General features: G+C 67.5%; 19 protein-coding genes. 4 read left to right on the forward strand and 15 right to left on the reverse strand.

All coding sequences use genetic code 11. From position 1 onward, the window contains the following. Nucleotides 1-70 precede the first annotated feature (70 nt). The 5 genes from IPM60_00310 to IPM60_00330 form a co-directional block, all read right to left on the reverse strand. On the reverse strand, nucleotides 71-2,134 hold the full coding sequence (locus tag IPM60_00310) for a hypothetical protein (GenBank protein MBK8906387.1): 2,064 nt from the start codon (nucleotides 2,132-2,134) through the stop codon (nucleotides 71-73). Nucleotides 2,135-2,216: 82 nt separating this feature from the next. Beyond that, a complete protein-coding gene (locus IPM60_00315; protein MBK8906388.1) occupies nucleotides 2,217-5,387 on the reverse strand; it encodes a multidrug efflux RND transporter permease subunit in 3,171 nt (1,056 codons plus the stop codon). Nucleotides 5,388-5,390: 3 nt separating this feature from the next. Further along, a complete protein-coding gene (locus IPM60_00320) occupies nucleotides 5,391-6,572 on the reverse strand; it encodes an efflux RND transporter periplasmic adaptor subunit (GenBank protein ID MBK8906389.1) in 1,182 nt (393 codons plus the stop codon). A gap of 187 nt (nucleotides 6,573-6,759) precedes the next feature. After that, nucleotides 6,760-8,052 (reverse strand): adenylosuccinate synthase, encoded by a 1,293-nt coding sequence (locus IPM60_00325; GenBank protein ID MBK8906390.1) that lies wholly within the window; start codon nucleotides 8,050-8,052, stop codon nucleotides 6,760-6,762. A 21-nt stretch (nucleotides 8,053-8,073) separates the two neighbouring features. Then, nucleotides 8,074-9,246, reverse strand: a complete 1,173-nt coding sequence (locus tag IPM60_00330) for an ATP phosphoribosyltransferase regulatory subunit (protein MBK8906391.1) — start codon at nucleotides 9,244-9,246, stop codon at nucleotides 8,074-8,076. A 223-nt stretch (nucleotides 9,247-9,469) separates the two neighbouring features. Between IPM60_00330 and IPM60_00335 the strand changes: the two genes are divergently transcribed. Together IPM60_00335 and IPM60_00340 are read left to right on the forward strand one after the other, a co-directional pair. After that, nucleotides 9,470-11,041, forward strand: coding sequence for a gamma-glutamyltransferase (locus IPM60_00335; protein ID MBK8906392.1), 1,572 nt, complete (start codon nucleotides 9,470-9,472; stop codon nucleotides 11,039-11,041). A gap of 124 nt (nucleotides 11,042-11,165) precedes the next feature. Next, nucleotides 11,166-11,930 (forward strand): Crp/Fnr family transcriptional regulator, encoded by a 765-nt coding sequence (locus tag IPM60_00340; protein ID MBK8906393.1) that lies wholly within the window; start codon nucleotides 11,166-11,168, stop codon nucleotides 11,928-11,930. 91 nt (nucleotides 11,931-12,021) lie between these two features. Here the strand turns inward: IPM60_00340 and rpmG are convergent, their stop codons facing one another. From rpmG to dprA, 7 genes are all read right to left on the reverse strand, one after another. Then, nucleotides 12,022-12,195, reverse strand: coding sequence for a 50S ribosomal protein L33 (gene rpmG, locus IPM60_00345; GenBank protein MBK8906394.1), 174 nt, complete (start codon nucleotides 12,193-12,195; stop codon nucleotides 12,022-12,024). Nucleotides 12,196-12,271: 76 nt separating this feature from the next. Further along, nucleotides 12,272-13,039 (reverse strand): sulfotransferase domain-containing protein, encoded by a 768-nt coding sequence (locus IPM60_00350; protein ID MBK8906395.1) that lies wholly within the window; start codon nucleotides 13,037-13,039, stop codon nucleotides 12,272-12,274. Between the two features lie 73 nt (nucleotides 13,040-13,112). Beyond that, the gene (locus tag IPM60_00355; GenBank protein MBK8906396.1) at nucleotides 13,113-14,285 is read right to left on the reverse strand and encodes a glutathionylspermidine synthase family protein; all 1,173 of its coding nucleotides are present in this window, start codon (nucleotides 14,283-14,285) and stop codon (nucleotides 13,113-13,115) included. 24 nt (nucleotides 14,286-14,309) lie between these two features. Beyond that, entirely contained in the window at nucleotides 14,310-14,846 is a 537-nt protein-coding gene (locus tag IPM60_00360; GenBank protein MBK8906397.1) for a DUF1190 domain-containing protein, read from the reverse strand. Nucleotides 14,847-14,974: 128 nt separating this feature from the next. Further along, nucleotides 14,975-17,251 carry a ribonuclease R gene (gene rnr / locus IPM60_00365; GenBank protein MBK8906398.1) on the reverse strand — a complete coding sequence of 759 codons (2,277 nt, stop codon included), beginning with the start codon at nucleotides 17,249-17,251 and terminating at the stop codon, nucleotides 14,975-14,977. A 51-nt stretch (nucleotides 17,252-17,302) separates the two neighbouring features. Then, complete coding sequence (topA, locus tag IPM60_00370) at nucleotides 17,303-20,140, reverse strand: type I DNA topoisomerase (GenBank protein MBK8906399.1); 2,838 nt, start codon at nucleotides 20,138-20,140, stop codon at nucleotides 17,303-17,305. A gap of 114 nt (nucleotides 20,141-20,254) precedes the next feature. Then, entirely contained in the window at nucleotides 20,255-21,379 is a 1,125-nt protein-coding gene (gene dprA / locus IPM60_00375) for a DNA-protecting protein DprA (protein MBK8906400.1), read from the reverse strand. Nucleotides 21,380-21,599: 220 nt separating this feature from the next. On the opposite strand from dprA, the gene IPM60_00380 reads away from it, so the two are divergent. Beyond that, nucleotides 21,600-22,283 (forward strand): lipid-binding SYLF domain-containing protein, encoded by a 684-nt coding sequence (locus IPM60_00380; GenBank protein ID MBK8906401.1) that lies wholly within the window; start codon nucleotides 21,600-21,602, stop codon nucleotides 22,281-22,283. Between the two features lie 201 nt (nucleotides 22,284-22,484). Further along, entirely contained in the window at nucleotides 22,485-22,673 is a 189-nt protein-coding gene (locus IPM60_00385) for a hypothetical protein (GenBank protein MBK8906402.1), read from the forward strand. A 30-nt stretch (nucleotides 22,674-22,703) separates the two neighbouring features. On the opposite strand, the gene plsY is transcribed toward IPM60_00385, so the two are convergent. Genes plsY through IPM60_00400 form a run of 3 tightly spaced genes read right to left on the reverse strand, consistent with a single transcriptional unit; the run spans nucleotide 22,704 to nucleotide 25,619 of the window. After that, nucleotides 22,704-23,285 carry a glycerol-3-phosphate 1-O-acyltransferase PlsY gene (gene plsY, locus IPM60_00390; GenBank protein MBK8906403.1) on the reverse strand — a complete coding sequence of 194 codons (582 nt, stop codon included), beginning with the start codon at nucleotides 23,283-23,285 and terminating at the stop codon, nucleotides 22,704-22,706. Between the two features lie 43 nt (nucleotides 23,286-23,328). Beyond that, nucleotides 23,329-24,645, reverse strand: a complete 1,317-nt coding sequence (pyrC, locus tag IPM60_00395; protein ID MBK8906404.1) for a dihydroorotase — start codon at nucleotides 24,643-24,645, stop codon at nucleotides 23,329-23,331. 5 nt (nucleotides 24,646-24,650) lie between these two features. Further along, on the reverse strand, nucleotides 24,651-25,619 hold the full coding sequence (locus tag IPM60_00400) for an aspartate carbamoyltransferase catalytic subunit (protein ID MBK8906405.1): 969 nt from the start codon (nucleotides 25,617-25,619) through the stop codon (nucleotides 24,651-24,653). Between the last annotated feature and the right edge of the window lie 5 nt (nucleotides 25,620-25,624).

The following is a 25,624-nucleotide window of genomic DNA, read 5'->3' on the forward strand; positions in this document are numbered from 1 at the left end:
CGGTCGCGTCGGTCGCGATTTGGCCGATGTCGATGGTGCGGTGCGACCCGCCATGCCGTCTCAGCCGCCTCTACGCGATGATGAGCAACAGCATCACGCCGATGGCGATGCTGGAGACGATCAGCGACACGGTCGCCGCGAGCCGCTGGCCGACGACCGTCCATGCCGCGGCGTGGCGGGCGCCGCCGTCCAGGGCGAGGATGGCGCGTTCGGCCGATGCGAACTCCGCCGCGGCGGTCCGGAAACCGGCCGCATCTCGCCGCCGCCACTCCGGGTTCTCGACCAGGACGTACAGGTCGAGCAGGCGGCCGGTCTGTATCGCCTTAGGAAGCTGACGTTCGATGTCGAGACGGAGCGTGCGGCTGCGGTAGGTGGCGATCACCGGGCCGAGCCGGTTCCCGAACAGGGTCGCGAGGCCGGGGAGCGATGCTGCGCCAACCCGGATTTGCAGCAGCGCCAAAAGGCCCAACATGCCGCTCACGCACGCCTCCGGCTGGGAGGATGCGAGCAGCTTCAGATACGGCGCGCTTTCCCGGTCATACCGCGACGCAGCGAACGCGGCGACGTGGCGGTCGACCGGGAAGCGGTCGGCGTATGCCGATTCCATCGCCGCGTGGTCGGCCATAGCATCCAGGGCTAGAAGCGCCGCATCGAGCTGGCAGACGTAGTGGCCGGCGAGATGGGGACTCTGGCAGGGCAGCCCGGGATTGAGCTCATAGAGACACCGCTCCCAGCCGCCGCCGGGCCCGAGCGACTCCAGCTGCGCCTGCAGGCCGGTGAAGAAGGACGGCACTTCGTTCCACCGCGTCGGCGGCGACGATTGCTGCGCCAGCCAGTGGTTGGGGAGGCCCAGCGCGATGGCTTCGGCGAACGGCTGGACGTCCTGTTGCTGGAGGCACGCCGCCGCTAGGCACGGTCCCAGGCCGTCCAGCATGAAGGCGCGGCCGCGGTAGCGGATCGGACCCCGGGGATCGAGGAGGATGGCGACCCGCGCCACCAGATACGCGTTGGAGCCGCGCGGGCCCGCCGTTCCGGCGGCCGATGCCATAGTCAGTTCGGTCACGGCGGCGGCCAGTTCGGGCGCCTTCAGGCGTCCCGCAAGCCATGTTTGCAACTCGCCACCGCGGATCATGGCGGCGGCCGCGTCGATGTCGTGGCTCAGGGCGTGAGCAAGCTGCCGCAGCGAGGTGTGACCAATGCTTTGGAAGCGGAATTCGCTCGCCGGCGTCCGGGCCACGGCGCTGCGCAACGGTGTGCGGCGACGCCCTTCGAGCCAGTCGTTCAATTGAGCGATGCCCCAGCGTTGCTCCGCATCGTCGCACAACATGCCCCGCAGAGGCTCCATCAACGACATCGGCACACGATGACGGCCGCACAGCGCCTCGTAGCTGCCGCGCTCCAGCTTGACCGTCAGAACCTGGTCGTCGTCGAGGCCGGCGAGCGGATTGTGCCGCAGCACCACCAGAGCGACGGTCACGCCGAACGCATAGAGGTCGTCATTGGTATTGCCGTCGCCGCGGCTGATGCGCTCGGCCATGGCGCGCTCGATGGGTTCGAACAGCAGCGGCTGATCGTGGGCGGGCGGCGCCGTCAGGCAATCGCCGAGCGCCACTTCGCCGCCGGGGCGGTCCATGAACCAGATGTTGTCCGGGCGGATCGCACGATGGGTTACATTGCAGTCGGCCAAAACCTGCAGCGCCGCGGCGATCGGGGCAATGAGGCGGGGCGGCAAGTCGTACTGCGACAGGCCAGCGTCGCCGTCGGCCAGTTGTTCGGCGAGGGTGCCGCCGCCGGGGCGGTCGTAGACGATGGCAATGGTGTTCCGTTGCGCCAACGGGCACCGCACCACGCCGTTGGCGAGCGGCGCCAGGAACCCGGTCGCCAAGGTACCCTGCAGCCGCTGCAGCGCCTCCATCCGCGCCGGCATCGTCGGCTGGGCGACCAGGGCGAACAGGGACGCCCCGGCATCGTCGCGGTCGGCCGCCGCATAGGCTTTGGCGGACGGAGTATCGAGCCGCGGCAGCGACTGGCGCAGATCGATCCGGTACCGGCCGGCGATTACCGGCCGGTCGCCCGCATCGCCGCCGGCATCGCCGTCTTCGGCCCGGCGCTTCCCGTTTCCGGACTGTCGCATCCCGAGTGGCCTTTCACGCCCCGGGCACGCTTCAACCGGCTCGCGGGGTGGTCAGGATAGCGCCAGGCCGCTTGCTCAAAGGTTAAGCCCGGGTCTCCGCCGGTTGCTGCGCCGTCTCGTGCTCGCTCGGCCTGCCCTCGTGTTTGCTCGGCGTGCCATGGATACGCTCGCGGAGGCGCTGGAATACCACGTAGAGCACCGGGATCAGAAATATGCCCACGAACGCAGCGGCTACCATGCCGCCGAACACGGCGGTGCCGACGCCGCGCCGGCTCATGGCGCTGGCGCCGGTGGCAATGACCAGCGGGATCAGGCCGGCTATGAACGCAAAGCTGGTCATCATCACTGCCCGGAAGCGGAGCCGCGCACCCGCCTCCGCCGCGTCCACGATCGACATGCCCTTCTCCCGCTGCTCCTTGGCGAACTCGACGATGAGAATGGCATTCTTGGCGGCGAGAGCGATCAGGATGACGATGCCGATCTGAGCGTAGAGGTTGTTGTCCAGCCCCGCGACCCACAGCGCGATCATCGCTCCCAGCACGGCCACCGACACCGACAGCAGCACCGGGATCGGGATCGTCCAGCTCTCGTAGAGGGCGACCAGGAACAGGTACGCGAACAGCACGGCAAGGCCGAGGATCATCGGAGTCTGGCCCGCGGCCTCGATCTCCTGCAGCGCCGTCGAGGTCCATTCGTAGGCGTAGCCGGCGGGCAGCACGGACGCAGACAAGTCTTCCATCGCCGCCAGCGCTTGACTGGAGCTGTATCCCGGCGCCGGGCCGCCGTTGATGGTGACGCTGCGATAGTTGTTGTAGCGGATCAAAGTCTGCGGACCGAGGATCAGCTTCGGCTCTGCAATGGAGCGCATCGGCACCATGTCGCCGCGGTCGTTGTGCACATGGATGCGGTAGAGGTCGTCGATCCGTGCCCGATCGCTGGCCTCGCCCTGGATGTTCACCTGCCAGACGCGGCCGAACAGGTTGAAGTCGTTAACGTAATAGCCGCCGAGCGTGGTCTGCAGGGCCTGGAAAACATCGCCGATCTCGATGCCCAGGGTCTGCACCTTGTCGCGGTCTATCTTGAGGTCGATCTGCGGCGTGTTGGCGGCGAAGGTGCTGAACACACCCTGCAGTTCCGGGCGCTGGTTGGCCTGGATGACGAGACCCCGCATCACTGCCGCCATGTCCGCCGGCGACGCGCCGCGAAGGTCCTCGAGCTGGTATTCGAAGCCGCCGGTGGTGCCAAGGCCGACGATCGGCGGCAGGTTGAAGGCCGCCACCGCCGCCCCCGGGATCGCCTGGGCCCTGGCACGAACGGTGGCGATGATCTCTTCCGCGCTTTGTCCCGGACCCTCGCGCTCCCCCCATGGCTTGAGCGTGACGATGAAGAATGCGGAGTTCGACTGGTTGAGGTTGTCGATGAAGTTGAAGCCGGTGACCGAAGAGAAGTTTTCGATCCCTGGAACCTCCGTCAGCATCGTCTCGATCCGGTCGACCAGGGCGGCGGTGCGAGTGAGCGATACGCCTTCCGGAAGTTGTGCGACCACGAAGAACGCGCCCTGGTCCTCGCTCGGCAGGAACCCCGTCGGGATCGCTTTGAAGAGGTAGCCGGAACCGGCCAGCACGGCGACGAGGAACACGAGGCCGATGGCCGTCCGGCGCAGCAGGCGACGGACGATGCTCGCGTACCCGTCGCGGGTCCTGTCGATCATGTTCGAGATGCGCCGCATCGGGCCGCGAACCTGATGCCCCGGTTTCAAGATGATGGCGCACAAAGCCGGGCTCAGGGTCAGCGCGTTGATCGCCGAGATCAGCATGGCAATGGAGACGGCGACCGCGAACTGCTGGAACAGTTGCCCGGTGATGCCGGGGATGAACGCCGTCGGCACGAAGACCGACAGCAGCACCAGGGTGATCGCGATGATGGGCGCAGTGATCTCCGCCATCGCCGCCTTCGCGGCCTCCTTCGGCGGCAGACCAAGCGAATGCATTTTTTCTTCCACCGCCTCGACGACAATGATGGCGTCGTCGACGACGATGCCGATGGCGACCACCATGGCCAGCAGCAGAACCGTGTTGGCGGTGAAGCCGAGGGCGAGGACGAACGCGAAGGTGCCGATCAGGCTGACCGGCACCGCGATGGTCGGGATGATCGTCGCGCGCAACTGGCCGAGAAACAGGAACACCACGAGGACGACCAGGACGAATGCCTCGAACAGCGTGTGGATCACGCTCTCGATGGTGCTCTCGACGAACACCGTGGTGTCGTACTGGGCGAGGTAGTCGACGTCCTCCGGAAAGCGCTCCTTCAGCGCCTCCATGCGTTCCGACACGGCTTCGGCAACGGCGATCTGGTTGGCGCCCGGTGCGAGGTAAATGCCGATCAGGGCGCTCGCCTTGCCGTTGAGCTTTCCGAACGAGTCGGACGTGCGGGCGCCGAGTTCGACGCGGCCGACGTCCCTGATGCGTAGCACCGAGCCGTCCGGGTTGGCGCGGACCACGATGTTCTCGAACTCGGCGACGTCGGTCAGCCGACCCTTGGTCTGCAAGGTGAGCTGGAACTGGGCGTCGGCGGTCATCGGCTGAGCGCCGATGCGGCCCACCGCGGCCTGGACGTTCTGATCCTTGAGCGCCGCGACGATGTCGTTGGGCGCGAGGCGGAGACTGGTCAGGCGGTCCGTGTCCAACCAGATGCGCATACTGTAGTCGAGCGGACCGAAAAGGGAGGCGTCGCCAACTCCCTGGATCCGCGCCAGTTCGTCCCGGATGTTGATGGTCGCGTAGTTGCTGAGGAACAGGCTGTCGTAGGTCCCGTCCGGCGAGTAGAGACTGATCACCTGCAGCAGCGCCGAGGACTGCTTGCTGACCACCACGCCCTGCCGCTGGATCTCCTCCGGCAACTGAGGCAGCGCCTGCTGTATGCGGGTCTGCACGTTGACGGTGTTGATGTCGGGATCGGTGCCTAGCGCGAAGGTGATCGTCAGCTTGTAGCTGCCGTCGTCGCCGCTCACCGACTTCATGTAGAGCATGTCCTGAACGCCGGTGACCATGGACTCGATCGGCTGGGCGACCGTCTGTTCGACCACGGAGGCGCCGGCGCCGGGGTATGTGGTGGTGACCCGGACCTGCGGCGGCACGATGTCCGGGAACTGCGCCGTCGGGATTGCAAGGATGGCGATGATCCCGGCGATGGTGATCACCACCGAGATGACGATTGCGAGGCGCGGCCGATCGATGAAGGTTGCGGAGATCATCGACTAGCCTCCGGATTTGACGGCCGGCGCGATGCTCGCTTCGACCGCTTGCCCCGGACGCACCTTCTGCGCCCCCTCGACGATGACGCGCTCGCCTTCCTTGAGGCCCTCCTCCACGGCGATCATGGCCCCCTGCGCAGCACCCGTCTTGACTCGACGGATCTCGGCGGTGTTGTCGTCGCGAACCGCCAGCACGAACACCCCCGCCTGGTCCGCCTGCAGCGCCACCTGCGGAATGACCACAGCCTGCTCGGGCGTGTCGGCTTCGACCGAAAGGGTCACGAACTGGCCGTCGATCAACTGGCCCAGAGGGTTGGGGAAGGAGCCGCGGACGGACAACGTGTCGGTGCTCTCGCTGATCTGGATGTCGGCGAAGTCGATCTTGCCGGGGTGGGGATAGATGCTGCCGTCGGCGAGGACGAGGCGCAAGATGTTGTCGTCCTGCGCCTTGCTGCCGCCTGTCTGCGCCTGCTTCTGCACGTCGAGCAGGATGCGTTGGCTGACGGAGAACACGACGTGGATCGGGTCCTGGCTGACGACGGTCGCCAGCACTCCGCTGTCCGGGCCGACCAAGTTGCCGACCGTGTAGGCGGCGCGGCCGATGCGGCCATTGATCGGCGATCGGATCTCGGTATAGGCGAGATTGAGCTCAGCTTTCTCAAGCGCGGCCTTGGCCTGCAGAACGTTGGCCTCGGCCATCTGGTCCTCGGCGCGGCGGCGATCGACCTCCGCCTCCGGCACGTCCTTTTTCTGGAGCAGGGTCAAGGCACGGGCCAGTTGGCCCGCCGAGTTGGTCTTCCGCGCCTCGGCCGCCGCCAGTTCCGCCTTGGCCTGGTCCACCGTGGCCCGGAATTCGCTCTGCTGGATCTGGAAGAGCAGATCGCCTTGCTGGACCGGCTTGCCTTCCTCGAAGGCGCGGTTTTCCAGGAAGCCTTCGACCCTGGCGCGAAGATCCACCTTGTCGACCGCCTCCACCCGCCCCACGAAGTCGGTGGACGACGTGATGTCGCGGCGTTCGGCTGCGACCACCACCACCGCCGGCGGCGGTGCGGCCGTCCGGCTCGCCTGCTGCGGTTGCTGATCGCAGGCGGCGAGTGCCGACGCCGTCATGATTATGAACGCGACAAACCCGCGCCGGGTGGCCGGATATGCGCCGCGCAGGTCCTGCCGGTTGATGAACCGCATCGCTTCAATCCCTCCGCCGTCCCGCCAGCGATTTGCCGTGCGGTTTGCCCTCGCCAGGGATGCCACCAAACGGGCGCCATTGCCAGCATCTTCATCGACTAGCATCGGCCGCACCGCCATCAAGCAAGAATGCACACTCGGGTGTCACTGCGAGCGGTTGCGGAGCGGGCGCGCGGCAATAGGGCTGTCAGTCCACGAACGGATCATGAACCATGATGGTATCTTCCCGCTCCGGGCTGGTCGACAGCAGGTGCACGGGCGCCTCGATCAGTTCCTCGATGCGGCGGATGTACTTGACGGCGGTGGCCGGGAGTTCGGCCCACGAGCGCGCGCCGCGAGTGCTCTCGGACCAGCCTTCCATGGTTTCGTAAACCGGTTCCGCCGCCGCCTGGCGGTCGAACGACACCGGGAAATGGTCGATCAGATCGCCGCCGACCCGGTAGCCGACGCACACCTTGAGCGTCTCCATTCCGTCCAGCACGTCGAGCTTGGTGAGCGCGATTCCACGCATGCCGTTGATGCTTGCGGCTTGGCGCACCACCACCGCATCGAACCAGCCGCAGCGCCGCGGCCGGCCGGTGACGGTTCCGAACTCCCGCCCGCGCTCGCCGAGACCGCGCCCGACATCGTCGTCCAACTCGGTCGGGAACGGGCCGCTGCCGACCCGGGTGGTGTAGGCCTTGGTGATGCCGAGCACATAGCCGATCGTCCCCGGCCCCAGCCCCGAGCCTGCCGCCGCCTGGCCGGCGACCGTGTTGGACGAGGTGACGAACGGATAGGTGCCGTGGTCGATGTCGAGCAGCGTGCCCTGGGCGCCCTCGAACAGTATGCGTTTGCCGGCCCGCCGCGCCGCCGCCAGCGTCTTCCAGGCGGTATCGGCGTACGCCAGCACCTTCGGCGCTACGTCCATCAATTCCCGCTGCACGCTCTCGCGGTCGAGTTCCGGCATGCCGAGGCCGCGCAGCAAGGCGTTGTGATGGAACAGGAGGACCTCGAGCTTGTCCTCCACCACCCGTTCGCTGACCAGATCGCCAAGCCGCACCGCCCGCCTGGCAACCTTGTCCTCGTACGCCGGTCCGATGCCGCGGCCGGTGGTGCCGATCTTGAGCTTGCCCAGGGCTTTCTCGCGCGCCGTGTCGAGGGTACGGTGCAACGGCAGGATCAGCACCGCGTTATCGGCGACACGCAGGTTGTGGGGGCCGACGTCGACGCCCTTGCCACGCACCTCTTCGATCTCGCGCAACAGCGCCCATGGATCCAGCACCACCCCGTTGCCGATCACCGACAACTTGCCCGGCCGCACGATCCCCGACGGCAGCAGGCTGAGCTTGTAGGTGACGCCGTCGATGACCAGGGTGTGGCCGGCGTTGTGGCCGCCCTGGAAGCGGATCACCACGTCGGCGCGCTCCGACAGCCAGTCGACGATCTTGCCCTTGCCTTCATCGCCCCATTGCGAGCCGATCACCGCAACATTCGCCATGATGCTCCTTCCTGCTCCGACTTATGACTCCAACGACGCCAACGCCTCTGCTTCGGCGCCGACGAGGATGTGGGTGCACCCGAGGCGGCGCGCCTCGAGGCGCTCATCCGCTCCGACGTCGAGCCCGCACACCGTGATCCAGCCGGCGTCCCGCAGCGCCGCGGCGGCGGCGCGTGGCGCTGCGCATGGCACAAACACCCGATGATCGCTTCCCGCAGGCGTCAGCGAACGGAGCACCGAATCCATGTAGAGGGTCACTCCAGTCGCCGGCTCCGCGCTGCCGCCGAAGCCGGCGATGTAGCGGCCGCCACGGCCCAATTCTCCAGCGACCCCGGCAGCAAACAGCGAGAACGTGACGCCCCGGTGATACTCGAAGCCGCGGCTCTCGACGGGATCGATGCCGATGCTGAGGTCCGGCGCCGCGGCGCGGACGCGCTTGAACACGTCGGCAACGCGGCTCCGCTCGGCGTCCGGGGCGGCCGGCAGCTTCAGCTTAGCCAGTGCCGTCAGAACCTCTTCTCCGGGGCCGGCGATGGTGACCAGCCGCGCCAGCAGCCTCGCCGTATCGTCGGCCAGGACGGGGGCGAGGTCGGTGAGCGCCCTTGCGTCCTTGCGGTCGAGGGCGGCCCGCACCCGCGCCCGATGCCGCGGATCGACATTGCGCTCCGCGAGGATGGCGGCCACCAGGGTGGGAATGCCGAGATCGATGGTCAGCGGCCCCACCCCCAGGTGCGACAGCCCCTCGACGGCCATGAGCATGACTTCCGCATCCGCGGCCGGCGTCGCGGCGCCGATGATCTCCGCCCCGACCTGACCGAACTGGCGGGCCGGGCGCAGTTGCGAGCCCTTGATGCGCAGCACCTGCCCGGCATAGCCGAGGCGCAACGGTCGCGGCTGGCGGGCGAGCCGCTCGGTCGCGATCCGTGCGATCTGCATGGTCATGTCCGGACGCAGCGCCAGCATGCGCTGCGAGACCGGATCCATCAGGCGAAAGGTGTGGGTGACCAGCGCCGCGCCGCTGCCGGCGAGGAGGCTGTCCTCGAACTCGATCAGCGGCGGCTTGACGCGCTCGTAGCCGAAGCGCGCGAAATACCCCAGCATGCGCTCGATCATCGCCGCCTCGAACGCGGCGTGCGGCGGAAGGCCGTCGGCCACTCCGGCCGGCAGCAGCGTTTGCGACCCGCTATCGCTCATTCAGATCCTTACGTGTTCTTGAGACGCGCTCGATCCAGCGCATGACCTAGACGCAGCAAACCCAGACGCGCAAACAAAGAGGCGGATGATCGGCCGGCCGCCGCCGTCATGTCAATGATTGCGGACCTGTCGCGGCGCCACGGAGGCAGGTCGCCAAGCGCCGACAATTGACACCGCCGATCCCAGCAACTACGCCACGGGCGTCGAAGCCGCGGAGAACGTGATGAGCAAGCACAAGGGGATCGTCGCCTGCGGCCATCCGGTGACGGCGAACGCGGCGGCGGCCATCCTGGATGAGGGCGGCAACGCGTTCGATGCGGCGCTCGCCGCCATGTGCGCGGCGTGTGTAGCCGAGCCGGTACTGGCCTCGCTCGGCGGCGGCGGCTTTCTGCTCGCCCGCCCCACCGGCGGCCGCTTCGCCAACCGACCCATCGTTTTCGATTTCTTTCCGCAAACGCCCAAAAGCCGCCGTCCGCTCGATGACATCGAGTTCTACCCCGTGCTTGCGGACTTCGGCCCGGCGCAGCAGGAGTTCCACATCGGCATGGGCGCCATCGCCACGCCGGGGGCGGTGCGGGGTCTGTTCGAGGTTCACCGGCACATGGGCCGATTGCCGCTTCGCCGCATCGTCCAGCCGGCAGTGGATCTGGCGCGGACTGGCGTCGCCATGAACCCGCTGCAGGCGTATTTCCTCGCGATCGTCGCGCCGATTTTCAGGAGCACGACGGAGAGCGAGGCGGTGTTCGCCAGCCCTGAGCGTCCGGGCGCGTTGATCGGAGAGGGAGAGGCCCTGAGGCTCCGCCGCTTCGCCGACGCGCTGGAGGTGCTGGCCATCGAAGGCGACGACCTGTTCTATCGGGGCGAGATCGCGCAAGCCATTTCAGCGGACTGCCGGGCGCGGGGCGGTCACCTGACGCCCGACGACCTGGCAGATTACGCCGTGGCGTTGAGGGAGCCGCTCGCCGCGGAGGCGTTCTCAAGCCGGCTTCTACTCAACCCGCCGCCGTCGAACGGCGGCCTGTTGATCGCGTTCTCGCTGGAGTTGCTGCGGGATGCTCAGTTGTCCGCCAGCGCGTTTGGCAGCGCAGCGCACGTGGGCAGCCTGGTCCGCGTCATGGCGGCGACCAACCGGGCCCGCCTCGAGCAGGCGTTGCACCGCTTGCCGGCCAACGCGGCCGCGGAGGCGTTTCTGTCTCCCGCCCTGGTCGACGCGTACCGCAATCACCTGCTCGGCCGGCCGTGGGCCACCCGCGGCACCACCCACATCAGCGTCATCGACGCAGCCGGCAACGCCGCCGCCCTGTCGCTCACCAACGGCGAAGGCTCCGGGTACATCGCGCCGAACACGGACATCATGCTCAACAACGTGCTGGGCGAGGAGGACATCAATCCGCACGGCGTCCACGCGTGGCCGCGGGACGCCCGCCTCAGTTCGATGCTTGCGCCGACCATTGCGCTCGGACGGGACGGCAGCCTGACCGTGCTGGGCTCCGGCGGCTCCAACCGGCTGCGCACCGCCATCCTGCAGGTGCTGTTGAACCTGTTGGCATTCGAGCTCCCCGTCGAGCAGGCGGTGACCGCGCCGCGCATACATCTCGAAGCGGAGACCCTCAGCGTCGAGCCGGGTTTCGGCGAAGGGGCGGCGGCGCTGCTGCGTCGGCATGGGGCCGACGTCGCGTTCTGGAACGAGCACAACATGTTCTTCGGCGGTGTCCACACGGTGCGCATGGAGCGGAGCGGCGCCATGATCGGCGCCGGCGACCCCCGCCGCGGCGGCATTGCCCAGCTCGTCTGAGCCCGTCTCGTCTGAGCCCGTCTCGTCTGAAGCCCATCTCGCCTGAGCCCTTACCCTTCCTTTACCGGAGCTGGCGCATCGTGCCTGCGGCGACGTGCCGGGCCACGGGTGGGGCGGGGACACGATGGAGACGACGCTCAGCGTCCGCAGCGATCTTGACCAGGCGGACCCGGCTCGGCGGGACCGAAGCGGTCCGACGCCGCAGCACGGCGGGTTTCTGGCCGCCACGCCCGGGTTCGCTGCGCTTGACGACGAGCTTCGCGCCGATCTGGAACGCGCCTGCGCCTGCCGGCGGTATCGTCCGCACGAACAGGTCTTCGGCCGGGACGAAGCCGCGTCGGACGTCTATTTCGTCGTCAGCGGCCGAGTGCGCATCGTCAACTATTCGATGTCGGGGCGGGAGGTCGCCTTCGACGAAGCCACCCCCGGATGCTATTTCGGCGAGACGGCAGTCCTTGACGGAGAGCCACGCTCGGCAGGGGCGGTGGTCGTCGCAGAAAGCGTCCTGGCGGCGATGCCTGGCCGGGTGTTCATCGATGCCATTCTTACGCACCCTCCGCTGGCGCTGGCCGTGATGCAGCGCCTTTCCGGCGTTATACGCGCCGCCGACCAGCGGATCATGGACCTCAGCACCCTCTCCGCCTACCACCGGGTCGAAGCCGAACTGCTCCGCCAGGCGAAGCTGCACAGGGTCGACATCACCGTGGCGCGCATCCAGCCGATTCCGCTCCATGGCGAAATTGCCAGCCGCGTCGGCACCACGCGCGAGTCCGTTGCCCGGGTGTTGAACGACCTGGCGCGGAGAGGCATGGTCAGGCGCACCCGCGACGCCCTGATCGTCCACGACCTCGAACGCCTGGAAAGGATGGTGGAGTCCGTCCGCGGCTAAATATCGGCGAACGCGCTGAATAATCTTGGATATGAGCGATGCCGAACGCCAAGCGGGGAGAGCCCACCGACGATCGGTGCAAGCGGAAGCGCTACTTGATCTTGGCTTCCTTGAAGGTGACGTGCTTGCGGACGCGGGGGTCGTATTTGCGGAACTCGAGCTTGCCGGTTGCGGTCCGCGTGTTCTTTTTGGCGACATAGAAGTAACCGGTGTCGGCGGTGCTTACCAGCCTGACGAGGATCGTGCTTTGCTTCGCCTTGGCCATTGTCGTCGTCCATGAACCCTGTTGAGCCGCGCACCATACCGCCGCGGGTCCGCCTGTCAAGCGCCTCACGCGGCCGCTACGGAACCCCTGGATAACCGCAGCCGGCGAGATCGACGGCGAACCGCCCGGCAAGCGCCCGGTTGGACACAGCGTAGGCGGCGTCGATCGCCATCATCACGCCGTTGTCGTCGCGGCGATGGATGCCGTGGCGGCGGCCCGCGGCGATCACCGGCTTCTCCAGCGCCAGCCACAGCAACTGCGGCACCCGCCGCGCCAGAAAGGCCGGCCGAGCGCGCGGTCGCAATGCCGTATTGGCGAGGCGGGTCAACTCGACGAACCCGTCGGTCGGCCTCGGGTTGACCCGCTGCTCCGCCAGCGCCGACGGCATGGTCTCCGCCGGTATGCGCCAGAACGCCGCCACCACGGCCAGCCAGTCGTGCGGATCGGTGCGCAGGCGCTCGTAGGTCAGCACCAGGACCCGGTCCTCGCCAAAAGCGTCGACGTACGCGCCCGCCAGGACGTCGTAGCGGAGCTTGCCGTTGGCGATCAGGGCGTCGACATAGCGCGGCAGGCTCAGGCAGCCACCGGACTTGACGTAGAGCCAATAGAGCGACCCGATCATGGTTTTCTGGTTGCGGACGCAGATCACCACCTTGCTGTCCGGCGCTTCGGCGGCCAGTTGCGCCGCACGGCCGGTGTCGTCATGCAGCAGGCTCCCCGACAGGCCCTCCTTGCACACGACGCGGATGCCGCGTTGGTTCAGCACCGGCCGCACCTGCGGCAGCAGCACGTTGTTGATCCAGGTGGTGCCGGTCTTGTGGTAGCCGATGTGGTAGATCGTCATCGCCAAATGCCGGTCGTCGCAGGACCGGATCGCCAGATGTGCGGAGTCTGCGCCGGGCAGCGCCTCGGGCAGCCTACTCCAGAATGACGTGGGGGATGAAGCGGGCTTTGTCGGTGGTGATCAGGGTGCGGTCCTCGCGGATGCCGAGCCCGGCCGCTTCGCTCGCCACCAGCCAGCAGCCGAGCATCGGGTAGTTGCCGTCGAATGACGGCAGCGGGTGCAGCGCCTGCACCACGTAGCCTTCCGCGCCGTAGGGGCCATCGTTGGCGGTGGCCAAGCCGGAGGTGGTGTGACCGTGGTCGACGATGGCGATGTTTCGGCCCTCGCGGGACAGCAGCGGCTTGCGAACGTAGGCGTCGCCCAGTTCGGCGGCGCGCGCATCCTCGGCGAAATATGTGGGCAGCAGGTTGGGGTGGCCCTCGAACATCTCCCACAGCAGCGCCAGCGCGCCCTTGTTGGAGAGCACGGCCTTCCACGGCGGCTCGATGAAGCGGGTGCCGCTGGCGGGAACCTGCCGGCCGAACACCTCCGCCATGATCCACTCCCACGGGTAGAGCTTGAACAGGGTTGCGATCAGCCGGTCGTCGAGGTCGGTAAAGTGGCCGTCGCGATCGACGCCGATGTCCTCCATGAACAGGAACTTGGTGTCCACGCCGGCCTGACGCGCGCAATCCTCGATGTACTCGACCGTGCCGCGGTCCTCCGCGGAGTCTCCGGCGCAGGCCAGATGCAGCGTCCCGAAGATGCCGAAGCGGCCGAGGGCGTGCACCAGGCGTTCATGGATGGAGTTGAACTGGTCGCAGCCGGCGGGGATGAGGCCCTGCTCCATTGCCTGCTCCAGCCAAGTCCACTGGAACACCGCGGATTCGTAGAGGGTGGTCGGCGTATCGGCGTTGTATTCGAGCAGCTTGGCCGGGCCGCCGCCGCCGTAGGAAAAATCGAGGCGACCGTAGAGGTTGCGGTCCTGGCGGCGCCAGCTCTCGGCGATGTGGTCCCAGAACGGTTCCGGGATGGCGAGGCGCTTCAGCACCTCTTCGTCGGCGACCGCCCGCTCGACGACCGCGAAGCACAGCTTCTCCAGTTCTTCCGCCGGCGCTTCCAGGTCGTCCTCTATCTCCTTGAGGGTGAAGCGGTAGTATGCGCTCTCATCCCAATAGGGTTCGCCTTCTGGGGAATGGAAGGAAAAGCCGTGCTCGTGAGCGATGGCTCTCCAGCCTTCGCGTTCCGCAACGCGAACTCGCTGCATCGGCGTTCCCGGAGCCGGCTCGAATCAACCGCTGGCGGCGCCGAGGGTGCGGGCGCTGGCGCCGAAACCGCCTCGCGACACGGTGTACGGCTTCGCGGCCGGGCTCGCTGCGGCGGACCTGGCGACCGTGGTCTTGCCGGTCGCGGCGCCGACGTTGCGGTTGTCGGCGGTGCGGTAGGCCTTGGGATCGTCCGCAGAGCGATAGAGCGGCTGCGCGGCGACGCTGCTGCGCCCCATCATGCTGCCCATCATGTAGCCCATCATCAGCGGCATGAACACCGAGCCGCCGCCCTCGGTCCGATAGGGCGCAGGCTCGCATTGATCGGCGCCGAAGTCGGCCTCGCAAGCCGCCTGGTCGTTGTATTTCGGAGCGACTGCCGCGTGTTGTTGCTGGGCAGCGCGGAAGTTCTCCTCGCAGGCGGCGGCATCCATGGCCGGATCGTCGAGGCACTGTCCTATACCGTCGTAGACCCGCGCCTCTACGGTCGGCTCCTCGCAGGCGGTCAGCAACAGCGAGCCCGCCCCCATCATCACCAGCGCGATCGACTTGGAACGCTTCATCCGTCGGGCTCCTTGAGCTTCCAGTGGCAGACCGGGCAACCGCCACAACCTCCGCACACTATATGGTATTCGCCGCGCCATGTCACAGCCGCAGTTCTGTCGCCGCCGCAGTTCGACGGGAGGCGAGATCAGCGGCTGCGATGCGGCGACTTGCCCGGTCGCCCGGACTTGCCAGCGGCGCGCGAGGACAGCCGCTTGGGCGGCTTGCCTCCGGTTGGCGCCGGGGCGGCTTGGCGTGGCTGTCGCGCGCCGGCGGGGTCGCCGCCGTCCAGAACCTGGAGGATCAGGCCGCCCGTGATGGGGTCGGCTTCGATCAGGCGGACGCTGACGCTGTCGCCGAGGCGGAACGTCAATCCCGTGCTGCGGCCGACAAGGCGGTGGCGGGACTCGTCGTGGACGAAGAAGTCGTCGCCGAGGCTCCGGATCGGCACCAGGCCGTCGCCGCCGCTGTCATCCAACGTCACGAACAGCCCGAAGCGGGTGACGCCGTTGATGCGCCCGCCGAACACCGAGCCGACCTTGTCGGCGAGGTAGGCGGCGGTGAAGCGGTCGACAGCGTCGCGCTCGGCCGCCTGTGCCCGCCGCTCGGTCGCCGACAGGTGCTCTCCAACGCGAACGAAGTCGCCCGGCTCGGCTTCGAGCCCGCCCTCGCCTGGCGCCATGGTGCGGATCAGGGCGCGATGTACGAGCAGGTCGGAATAGCGGCGGATCGGCGAGGTGAAGTGGCAGTAGCGCCGCAACGCCAGGCCAAAGTGGCCAATGTTGACGGGGCTGTACTCGGCCTGGGATTGGCTCCGCAGCACCACCTCATGGACCAGATGCGGGAGCGGCGTCGCGGCCGCCTTGTTGAGCACGTCGTTGAACATGCGGGCGCGGATGACCTGACCCCGTGGCAGGCGGAGGCCGACCGTCTCCAGAAAATCGCGGAGCGCCTCCAGCTTTTCGGGCGTCGGTTGGTCGTGAATGCGGTAGAGGCAGGGAAGCTTCCGCTGCTCGAGCGTCTCGGCGGCGGCAACGTTGGCGGCGATCATGAACTCCTCGATCAGCTTGTGGCTGTCGAGGCGCTCGCGGGTGACGATCTGCACCACCATCCCGTCGCCGCCGATGACGACGCGGCGTTCCGGGAGATCCAACTCCAGCACGCCGCGGCGGCGGCGAGCCTTGTCCAGCGCCGCGTAGGCGCGGAACAGGGGCGTGATCACGCCGGCGCGCAACGGGTCGGTCATTGCGTCGGGATGGCCATCCTGCGCTTTCTGAACCTGGCTGTAGGTGAGGCGGGCGGCCGAGCGCATCATCGCGCGCGTGAACCGATGGCGCAGCACGTTGCCGTCGCGGTCGAGCCACAGGTGCGCGGCGAGGCACGGGCGATCCTCCCCCGGCACCAGGGAACACCAGCCGTTCGAGAGCGCCTCCGGCAGCATCGGCACCACCCGGTCGGGGAAGTAGACGGAGTTGCCGCGGGGATAGGCGGCCTTGTCCAGCGCAGAGCCGGGACGGACGTACCAGGCGACGTCGGCGATGGCGACGATCAGGTGCCATCCGCCGGGATTCTCGGCGTCGCCATCCGCCTCTGCCCACACCGCATCGTCAAAATCGCGGGCGTCGGCGCCGTCGATGGTCACCAGCGGGACAGCGCGGAGGTCTTCGCGATTGACCAAAGGCGCGGGGCCGGCGACTTCCGCTTCAGCAAGCGCTTCCGGCGCGAAAGACACCGGGATGTCATGGTCGTGGATGGTGATCAGGCTGATGGAGCGCGCGCCCTGCGCGGCGCCGATGCGCTCGACGATCCGGGCATGGCGCGGCCCGAACGCCCGTCCGTGCCGCACCTCGGCCCACACCAGTTCGCCAGGCTCGGCGCCGCCGTCTTCGCCGGGCGCCACCAGAAAGTCCTCCTTGGCGCGCTTGTCTATGGACTTGATGCGCCCGCCGCCATCGAAGACCCGGTAGATGCCGAGAGCACGGCGCGTCACCGCCGGCAGGCGGCGGATGGTGCGGCCCTCGTAGGCACCGCCGTCGATCGGCTGCAGACGCGCCAGCACGCGGTCGCCGCGGCCGAGGGCCGAGCGGCTGCGCGGTTCCGGCGCCATGAAAATGCGAGGGACCGGCTGATCCTCGGGCCATGCGTGTGGACGGGCGATCAGTTCGCCATCGGTATCCGGGCCGACAATCTCCACCACCGCCACCCGTGGCAGAACCGACGGATCACCCAGCTTGCGCTTGCCGAGGCGGCCGATCAGCCCGTCGCTTTCCAGATCTTTCAGCAGCGTTTTGAGGGCGGTGCGCTGGTCGCCCTTGAGGCCGAAGGCGCGGGCGATCTCCCGCTTGCCCACGTGCCGCTCGCTTTCGCGGATGAAGGCCAGGATGTCGTCGCGGCTCGGAAGGCCGGAGGCGGGTTTGTTCGGCATCACGGCGAGACATAGCCCATCCGGCCACGTCACCGCAAAGGCGGCGTCGCGTCAGGTTCCCGTCACCGTTCGAGGTTTCCGCTTCGGCGCCGCCTTCGGCGTTGCCGCGCGCTTGGTAGGTTTCTTCGTGCTCGCCTGAACCGTGCCGCTCGCCGCTTGCTTGCTGGCCTTTTCAGGGCTGGCCTTTTCCGGGCTGGCCTTTTCCGGGCTGGCCTTTTCCGGCTTGTCGGCCCTGCTCTGCGGCCTGCCGCCCTTGGCCGCGGCGCCGCCGCGGGCGGCCTTGGCCTGCAACAGCTCGATCCCCTGCTCCAAAGTCAGGTCCTCGCTCGCGACGGACTTGGGCAGGGTGGCGCGGAGCGTGCCGTGCTGCACGTACGGGCCGAACCGGCCGCGTTTGACGGTGACCGGCTTTCCGTCCGCGGGGTGGACGCCAAGCTCGATCACCGGCCCCTTGCGCTCGATGGCCTCGGCAATGAGGGTGAGGGCGCGGTTGAGGCCGATGGCGAGAACGTCATCGTCCTTCAGGGACACGTAGTTTGACCCCATCGACACGTAAGGCCCGAACCGCCCGACGCCGGCGTTGATCATCTCGCCGGTCTCCGGATGCGAACCGATCGGTCGCGGCAGCGCCAGGAGCTTCAGCGCCGTCTCCAGATCGACCGTCTCCGGATCCATGGCTTTCAACAGCGACGCCCGCTTGGGCTTCGGCTTGGCCTTGGCTTTCGCCTTGCCCTTGCCCTTGCCTTTGCTCGTCGTGGCTGGCGTTGATGACGCCGTCTCCTCCTGGGCGATCGCTGCGGGGGTTGCGGCCGGTTCTTCGGCGCCCCCGAGCTGGACGTAGTAGCCGTACGGTCCCTTGCGGAGCCACACCTCCTGGCCACCCTCGGGATCGGTCCCCAGCAAGCGGCCCTGGCCGTTGCCGACCAGCTGACGGTCGGCCTCCTCATCGCCGGACAGCACCAGCGGCCGGGTGAAGCGGCAGTCCGGATAGCGCCCGCATCCGATGAATGCGCCGTAGCGACCCAGCTTTAGGTTCAGGCGCCCGTCGTTGCAGGCCGGACATTTGCGCGGATCGGAGCCGTTTTTCGGGGTCGGGAAGAAATGCGGCCCCAGCACGGCGTCAAGCGCGTCCAGAACGTCCGAGATCTTGAGGTTCTTGGTACCGTCGACGGCGGCGCTGAAGTCGCGCCAGAACTCGGCGAGCACCGTCTTCCAATCAATGCGCCCGCCGGAGACGTCGTCGAGCTTCTCCTCCATGGCCGCCGTGAAATCATATGCAACGTAGCGCTCGAAGAAGTTGGCAAGAAACGCCGTCACCAGCCGGCCACGATCCTCGGGAACGAAGCGGCGCTGATCGAGGCGGACGTAATTGCGATCCTGCAAAACCGAGAGAATGCTGGCGTAGGTCGACGGGCGGCCGATCCCCAGCTCCTCCAGCCGCTTGACCAGGCTCGCCTCCGTGAAGCGGGGCGGCGGCTGGGTGAAGTGCTGCTCGGCCTCGGCACTCAAGCGCTCCAGCGCCTCTCCTTCCTTGAGATCGGGCAGCAAACGGTCGTCGTCGTCGCCCTTTGCAGCCGAGTCCTTCCGATCCGCGTCGTCGACTCCCTCGCGGTACACCTTGAAGAAGCCGTCGAAGGCGACGACCGAGCCGGTAGCGCGCAGGATCACCTGGCGATCGGGCGAGGCGACATCGACGCCGACCTGATCGAGCACCGCCGCCTCCATCTGGCAGGCCAGGGTCCGTCTCCAGATCAGCGCATAAAGCTTCTGCTGATCCGCATCGAGAAAGCGCGCGACGTCGGCCGGGCGGCGGAACACGTCGGTGGGGCGGATCGCTTCGTGTGCTTCCTGGGCGTTCTTGGCCTTGCTCTTGTAGACGCGTGGTTTTTCAGGCAGGTAGCGCTCGCCGTAGTCGGCCGATATCAGCCGACGGCAGGCGGTGACGGCCTCCGGCGCCATTTGCACGCCGTCGGTCCGCATGTAGGTGATCAGGCCGACGGTCTCGCCGTCGATGGAGACTCCCTCATACAGGCGCTGCGCCACCTTCATGGCGCGGGACGCGCTGAAGCCGAGCTTGCGCGACGCCTCCTGCTGCAGGGTCGAGGTAATGAACGGCGGCGCCGGGTTGCGGCGGGTCTGCTTGCGCTCGATCTTGGCGACGGAGAATTCCCGCTCCTCGATGGCGCGAAGCGCGGCGTCCGCCGCCTCCTTGTTGCCGAGCGAGAGCTTTTCGAGTTTGCGGCCTTCAAGGTGAGTGAGGTTCGCGGTGAACGTCTCGTCCCGGATCGTCTTGAACAGGCCGCTGACGGTCCAGTATTCCTCCGAGACGAACTTCTCGATTTCCTCTTCGCGATCGCAGATCAGGCGCAGGGCCACCGACTGGACCCTGCCGGCCGAGCGGCTGCCGGGCAGCTTCCGCCACAGCACCGGCGACAGCGTGAACCCGACAAGATAGTCGAGCGCACGGCGGGCAAGGTAGGCATGGATCAGGGGCTGATCGAGGTCGCGGGGATTGGCGAAGGCGTCGAGGATGGCGTCCCGGGTGATGGCGTTGAAGGCGACGCGCTTGACGTCGACCCCGCCCAAAGCCTTCTTTTCGCCCAGCACCTCGCAGACGTGCCAGGATATCGCCTCGCCCTCGCGGTCGGGGTCGGTGGCAAGGTAGAGATGGCGGGCGCCCCGCACCGCCTTGGCGATCTCGTCGAGGCGCTTCTTCGCCTGCGGATCGACGGTCCAGTCCATGGCGAAATCGGCGTCCGGCTGCACCGAGCCGTCCTTCGCCAACAGATCCCGCACATGCCCGTAGCTGGCGAGGACGGTGTAGTCGCCGCCGAGATAGCGGTTGATGGTCTTGGCCTTTGCCGGCGATTCGACGACGACGACGTCCATGGACCTCCCGCTCCGCAATGGATGTGTGCCCGGACATGGTGGGGGCCTCGGAGAATTGGCAGCAAGGGTGGCTTCGTCAACCATTGCCGGGAACCCAAGCCGTCACAGGTTCTCTCAGGCGATCAGCGCGACCCTGCCGCCGGGTTGCCGTTCCAGACGGCCAGCCAGTTCCCATTCCAGCAGCACCGTCGCCACGATGAAAGAAGACAGCCGGCAGCGGCGGATGATTTCGTCGACGGCGGCCGGGGCCGGTGACAGCGCATCGGCAATGCTGCGCCGGGCTTCATCGAGTTCGGTGTCGCTGATGCTCTCCGGGCCGGCAGCAGGCGCGAGCGGCGGCGGCTCGTTTACTGTGACGCCCCTGACCGGTGGAGCAGCAATGCAGAGTGCACCCAGCACGTCTTCGACGGTTTCGGTCAGAACGGCCCCTTGTCGGATCAGGTCGTTGGGCCCGCGCGCCCGCGCATCGAGTGGCGAGCCGGGCACGGCGAATACGTCGCGCCCCTGCTCCAGCGCCTGCCGGGCGGTAATCAGGGAGCCCGAACGGAGCGCCGCCTCGACGACGATGACGCCACGCGACATCCCGGAGATCAGGCGATTGCGCCGCGGGAAATGCCGCGCCTGCGGCTGGACGCCGGGAGGCATCTCGGAGATCACGACGCCGCGCTCGGCGATGGCGCGCTGGAGGTCGGCGTGCTCGGGCGGATAGACGACGTCGATGCCGCCCGCGACCACCGCCACCGTTCCGGTTGCCAGAGCGGCGCGATGGGCCGCCGCGTCGATGCCGCGCGCGAGCCCCGACACCACCGCAACGCCGGCTGCACCAAGGTCGCGGGCGAGGCTTTCGGCCATGCGCACGCCGTTGATCGAAGCATTGCGCGCCCCGACGATGGCCACCGAATCGCCGGCCGCGACGCGGGGGTCGCCGAACATGGCGAGGAGTGGCGGCGCGTCCTCGATATGGGCGAGCAGCGGCGGGTAGTCCGGCTCCCCGTTGGCCACCAGCCTCGCGCCGACGGTAGCAAGAGCATCCATCTCGCGCCGTGCCGAAGCGGCCGTACAGATGGTGATGGTTCTCCGTTGCCCGCCACGGCGCGACAACTCGGGTAGCGCCTGCAGCGCCGCCGACGCGTTTCCGAAGCGCTCCAGGAGCCGGCGGAACGTCACCGGGCCGACGTTCTCGGAGCGGATCAGACGCAGGCGGTAGAGCCGCTCGTTGTCGGAGAGCACGTTCGTCATAACAATCGTATCGGCAGGAACGTTCACCCTCGAGTCTACGGCATCATCGTCCAACCGGCAAATCAGGCAACGGCAAAATACCTTCCGAAGGCTGCGTTTCGTCAGCACGCTTGTGTTCGATCTGCAACCCATTCACACATGGGAGCGACACGCCGGATGCTGCAGGATTTAATATGACCGCAGCAGTGACCGGCGCGACAGACACAACAGGAGACGACCGATGAGAGTATCGTTGCTCGCGAGCGCGCTGATGGTGACCGCGCTGGCGTTAGCGGCGCCAGCCAGCGCCGACAGTCCGGCGGAGATCCAGGCGTTCGTCAAGAAGGCCGAGGCGACCGTCGAAACGTTCGCTGCCGACGATCTCGTGGCCGACCAGTTCCGCGACCTGGCACCGCAGGCGAAGGGCGTCATGATCTTGCCGACCAACGTCAAAGGCGGTTTCATCCTGGGCGGCAGCGGCGGCAATGCAGCGATGCTGGCCCGTGATCCCGCGACCGGCCAGTGGAGCTATCCCGCCTTCTACATCCTCGGGTCGATCACCTTCGGCCTGCAGATCGGCGGCGAGGTTTCGGAAATCATCATGCTGGTGATGACCCAGAAGGGCGTCGACGCCGTGCTTGGGGGCAGCTTCAAGCTGGGCGCCGACGTCAGCGTCGCGGCCGGGCCGGTCGGGGCCGGCGGCAAGGCACAGACCGCCGATATCCTCGCCTGGGCGAGGTCGAAGGGCGCCTATGCCGGCTTGAATGTGGAAGGTGCAGTGATCGAGCCGAAGGACAACTGGAACGCAATCTACTATGACAAGACGGGCGTACGGCCTCTCGACATCCTGGTCAACGGCTCGGCGACGAACGCGCAAGCCGACTCGCTGCGTGCTGCGGTGCGCAGCTTCGCCGCGGCAAAGTGATAGTTTGCCGGAGCCGGAACCGTCACCGGCTGTCGCAGAGAGGCGTCCTCGGCGGTTGTCATCGATGTGGCATTGGCAACACACCCCCGCCGGATAAAGACCACGTCCGGCGCGCTGCCATTGACGCAACCATACCGCGCAGCTACGTTTTCAGTCCACACGGCGATCAATTTAAAATGCCGGCAGAGCAGAGAGGCTGACATGTCAGATCAAGCGAGCTTCGCGAGGGAGACCGCGTGCGATCCAGACGACCGACAAGAGACACCCTTCGAAAGTGCCGCAGAAGGGGTGAGCGAACAGGCCGGTGCGTCCCACGGCAGTGGGTTCGGCGCCGATGACCACCCATACGATCCGGGGAAATACTGGGACATCTACGGCGGCACCGACTGAGCCGCCGGCCCGCCGGCGGCGGACGATTCTTCAGGTCTTGCCGCCGATGCGTGATTCCTCGCCGCGAACGAGGCGACGGATGTTGGCATGATGGCGGGCGACGGCGAGGGCGGCGAGCAGCACCGCGATTACTGTGCGCTTCTCGTCGGCAAGCCAAAACATGGCGAGCGGCGCGGTGGTGAGGGCGGCGAGAGCCGCAAGTGACGAATAGCGGAACGCCGCCGCGACCCCCAGCCAGACGCCGCACGCGATGAGGCCGACCGGCCACGCCAGCGCCAACAGCACACCGAGTGAGGTCGCAACCCCCTTGCCGCCGCGAAAGCGGAGCCAGACCGGGAAGTTGTGGCCGAGCACCGCGAACAGGCCGGCGAGCAGCGCAGCATCTTCGCCCCACAGACCCATCAGCAGCACGCCGGCGGCGCCCTTGCCGCCGTCCAGCAGCAGCGTCGCCGCCGCGAGGCCCTTGCTGCCGGTGCGGAGCACGTTGGTGGTGCCGATATTGCCGGAACCGATGCGGCGAATGTCGCCTTTGCCGGCGAGGCGGGTCAGCAGCAGCCCGAAAGGAATCGAGCCGAGCAGATAGCCGACCAGCCCCGCCACTTGATGGAGCATGGTGAGACCCAACCCACCGACGCCTTCAGGCATCGATCATACCTCAGCGGTCATAGGCGTAGACCCGGCGGCCGTCGACCACGGTGAGCAGCACCCGCCCCTGCACCGGCCGGTAGTCGAACGGCGTGTTCTTGGACTTGCTGTGCAGTTCGTACTCGCGCACTCGCCACGGCCGCTCCAGATCGAACAGGATCAAGTCGGCGGGCAGCCCGCGGGCGAGACGCCCCGCCGGCAGGCCGAGCAGGTCGGCAGGCTTGCAGGTCAACAACCGCAGCACGTCCAGCAGCGGAAGGCGGCCGTTGTGGTAAAGCTCGAGGGACACCGCCAGCAACGTCTCCAGGCCAATGCCGCCGAACGCCGCCTGGCCGAACGGCAGGCGCTTCGCGTCCTCGCTCTGCGGCGCATGGTCGGAAGCGATGGCGTCGATGGTGCCGTCGGCAAGACCGTCGATCACCGCCAGGCGGTCTTCTTCGGCGCGGAGCGGCGGCGACAGTTTGGCGAAGGTGCGGTAGTCGCCGACCGCGTTCTCGTTGAGGGCGAAATACGGCGGCGCGGTATCGCAGGTGGCGCGGATCCCCCGCGCCTTTGCCGCCCGCACCGCCTCCACCGCCGCTCTGGTCGACAAGTGCGCGAAATGGATGCGGCCGTCGGTGAGTTCGGCCAACCGCAGATCGCGCTCCACCATGATCACCTCGGCTTGGCGCGGGATACCGGACAGGCCGAGGCGGGTCGCCACTTCGCCGGCGTTCATGTCGCCGTCCTCCGCGAGGCTCGGTTCTTCCGGATGCTGGGCGATGATCAGATCGAAGCTGCGGGCGTAGTTCAGCGCCTGGCGCATCACTTGCGCGTTGCCGATGGCATGGACGCCGTCGGTGAAAGCAACCGCGCCCACCTCGGACAAAAGGCCCATTTCTGCGAGGGTTTCGCCGGCCAAGCCCTTGGTCACTGCGCCGTAGGTGTAGACCTTGGTGAGGCCGAGGAGCCGCGCCCGCCGCGCCACGAACTCCACAACCGACATGTCGTCGATGACCGGATTGGTGTTCGGCAGGCACACCATGGAGGTAACGCCTCCTGCCGTCGCCGCCTCTCCCGTCGACGCCAGCGTCGCCTTGTGCTCCTCGCCGGGCTCGCGAAGCTGCACACGGATGTCCACCAGGCCGGGACAGAGGCAATGCCCTTCCGCATCGATGACCATCGCGTCGGGAGGCACGCTGGCGGCGGTGAGATGGTCACCAACGTCGGCAATGCTCTCGCCTGCGATCAGCAGCCCGCCCACGGCGTCGAGTCCGGAAGCCGGATCCAGCAGCCGGGCGTTGACGAACGCCAGGCGCCGTGGCGCCTTGTCGATATGAAACGTCATCGCTTCTAAATGTTCCGCCCGGCGGCTTGAGCGCCGCTTCCCGCCATCAACTCGAGGCAGGCCATGCGCACTGCGACCCCCATCTCGACCTGCTCGTAAATGACGCTGCGGCTGAAGTCGTCGGCGACCACGGAATCGATCTCCACGCCGCGGTTCATCGGCCCCGGGTGCATGATCAGCGCCTCCGGGTTGGCGCGTGACAGCTTCTCGTAATCAAGGCCGTAGAAGTGGAAGTACTCGCGCTTCGACGGAAAGAAGTTGGCGTTCATGCGCTCGGTCTGCAGGCGCAGCATCATAATGATATCGCAGCCGGCCAGCCCCTCGTGCATGTCGTGGTAGACACCGACCCCGAGCCGCTCCACCTCCGCCGGGATCAAGGTGCGCGGCGCGACGAGGCGCACCCGGGCGCCCATGATCGACAGGAGATGGATGTTGGAGCGCGCCACGCGCGAGTGCTGGATGTCGCCGCAGATGGCGACATCCAGGTTCTCCAACCGGCCGACGCGGCGGCGGATGGTCAGCGCGTCCAACAGCGCTTGGGTCGGATGCTCGTGACTGCCGTCGCCGCCGTTGATCACCGCGCAGGTGACTTTTTCCGACAACAGCTTGACCGCTCCGGATTCGGGATGGCGGACCACCAGCGCATCCGGGTGCATGGCGTTCAGGGTCATGGCGGTGTCAAGCACGGTCTCGCCCTTGCGGACGGAACTGGCCGAGACCGACATGGTGATGACATCGGCGCCGAGGCGCTTGCCCGCTAGTTCGAAGGATGTGCGGGTGCGGGTCGAGGCTTCGAAGAACAGGCATATGATGGTCCGCCCGCGCAGCTCGGCCGGCTTCTCGCCGACCTGCCGGTTGCGCTCGACGAAGCGCTCGGAGCGGTCGAGCAGCAGCGTGATCTCCGGCGGGGTGAGGCCTTCGATTCCGAGCAGGTGGCGGTGGGGAAAGGGGGAAAGGCTGTCGCCGTCGGTCATGAGCC

Source organism: Rhodospirillales bacterium, from assembly GCA_016710335.1.
In the GTDB taxonomy this organism is placed as follows: Bacteria; Pseudomonadota; Alphaproteobacteria; order Rhodospirillales; family Defluviicoccaceae; genus JADJXQ01.

Coding starts and splice junctions, on each gene's coding strand:
- IPM60_00310 (MBK8906387.1), bottom strand. CDS start 2,134: ATGCGACAGTCCGGAAACGGGAAGCGCCGGGCCGAAGACGGCGATGCC.
- IPM60_00315 (MBK8906388.1), bottom strand. CDS start 5,387: ATGATCTCCGCAACCTTCATCGATCGGCCGCGCCTCGCAATCGTCATC.
- IPM60_00320 (MBK8906389.1), bottom strand. CDS start 6,572: ATGCGGTTCATCAACCGGCAGGACCTGCGCGGCGCATATCCGGCCACC.
- IPM60_00325 (MBK8906390.1), bottom strand. CDS start 8,052: ATGGCGAATGTTGCGGTGATCGGCTCGCAATGGGGCGATGAAGGCAAG.
- IPM60_00330 (MBK8906391.1), bottom strand. CDS start 9,246: ATGAGCGATAGCGGGTCGCAAACGCTGCTGCCGGCCGGAGTGGCCGAC.
- IPM60_00335 (MBK8906392.1), top strand. CDS start 9,470: ATGAGCAAGCACAAGGGGATCGTCGCCTGCGGCCATCCGGTGACGGCG.
- IPM60_00340 (MBK8906393.1), top strand. CDS start 11,166: ATGGAGACGACGCTCAGCGTCCGCAGCGATCTTGACCAGGCGGACCCG.
- rpmG (MBK8906394.1), bottom strand. CDS start 12,195: ATGGCCAAGGCGAAGCAAAGCACGATCCTCGTCAGGCTGGTAAGCACC.
- IPM60_00350 (MBK8906395.1), bottom strand. CDS start 13,039: ATGACGATCTACCACATCGGCTACCACAAGACCGGCACCACCTGGATC.
- IPM60_00355 (MBK8906396.1), bottom strand. CDS start 14,285: ATGCAGCGAGTTCGCGTTGCGGAACGCGAAGGCTGGAGAGCCATCGCT.
- IPM60_00360 (MBK8906397.1), bottom strand. CDS start 14,846: ATGAAGCGTTCCAAGTCGATCGCGCTGGTGATGATGGGGGCGGGCTCG.
- rnr (MBK8906398.1), bottom strand. CDS start 17,251: ATGCCGAACAAACCCGCCTCCGGCCTTCCGAGCCGCGACGACATCCTG.
- topA (MBK8906399.1), bottom strand. CDS start 20,140: ATGGACGTCGTCGTCGTCGAATCGCCGGCAAAGGCCAAGACCATCAAC.
- dprA (MBK8906400.1), bottom strand. CDS start 21,379: ATGACGAACGTGCTCTCCGACAACGAGCGGCTCTACCGCCTGCGTCTG.
- IPM60_00380 (MBK8906401.1), top strand. CDS start 21,600: ATGAGAGTATCGTTGCTCGCGAGCGCGCTGATGGTGACCGCGCTGGCG.
- IPM60_00385 (MBK8906402.1), top strand. CDS start 22,485: ATGTCAGATCAAGCGAGCTTCGCGAGGGAGACCGCGTGCGATCCAGAC.
- plsY (MBK8906403.1), bottom strand. CDS start 23,285: ATGCTCCATCAAGTGGCGGGGCTGGTCGGCTATCTGCTCGGCTCGATT.
- pyrC (MBK8906404.1), bottom strand. CDS start 24,645: ATGACGTTTCATATCGACAAGGCGCCACGGCGCCTGGCGTTCGTCAAC.
- IPM60_00400 (MBK8906405.1), bottom strand. CDS start 25,619: ATGACCGACGGCGACAGCCTTTCCCCCTTTCCCCACCGCCACCTGCTC.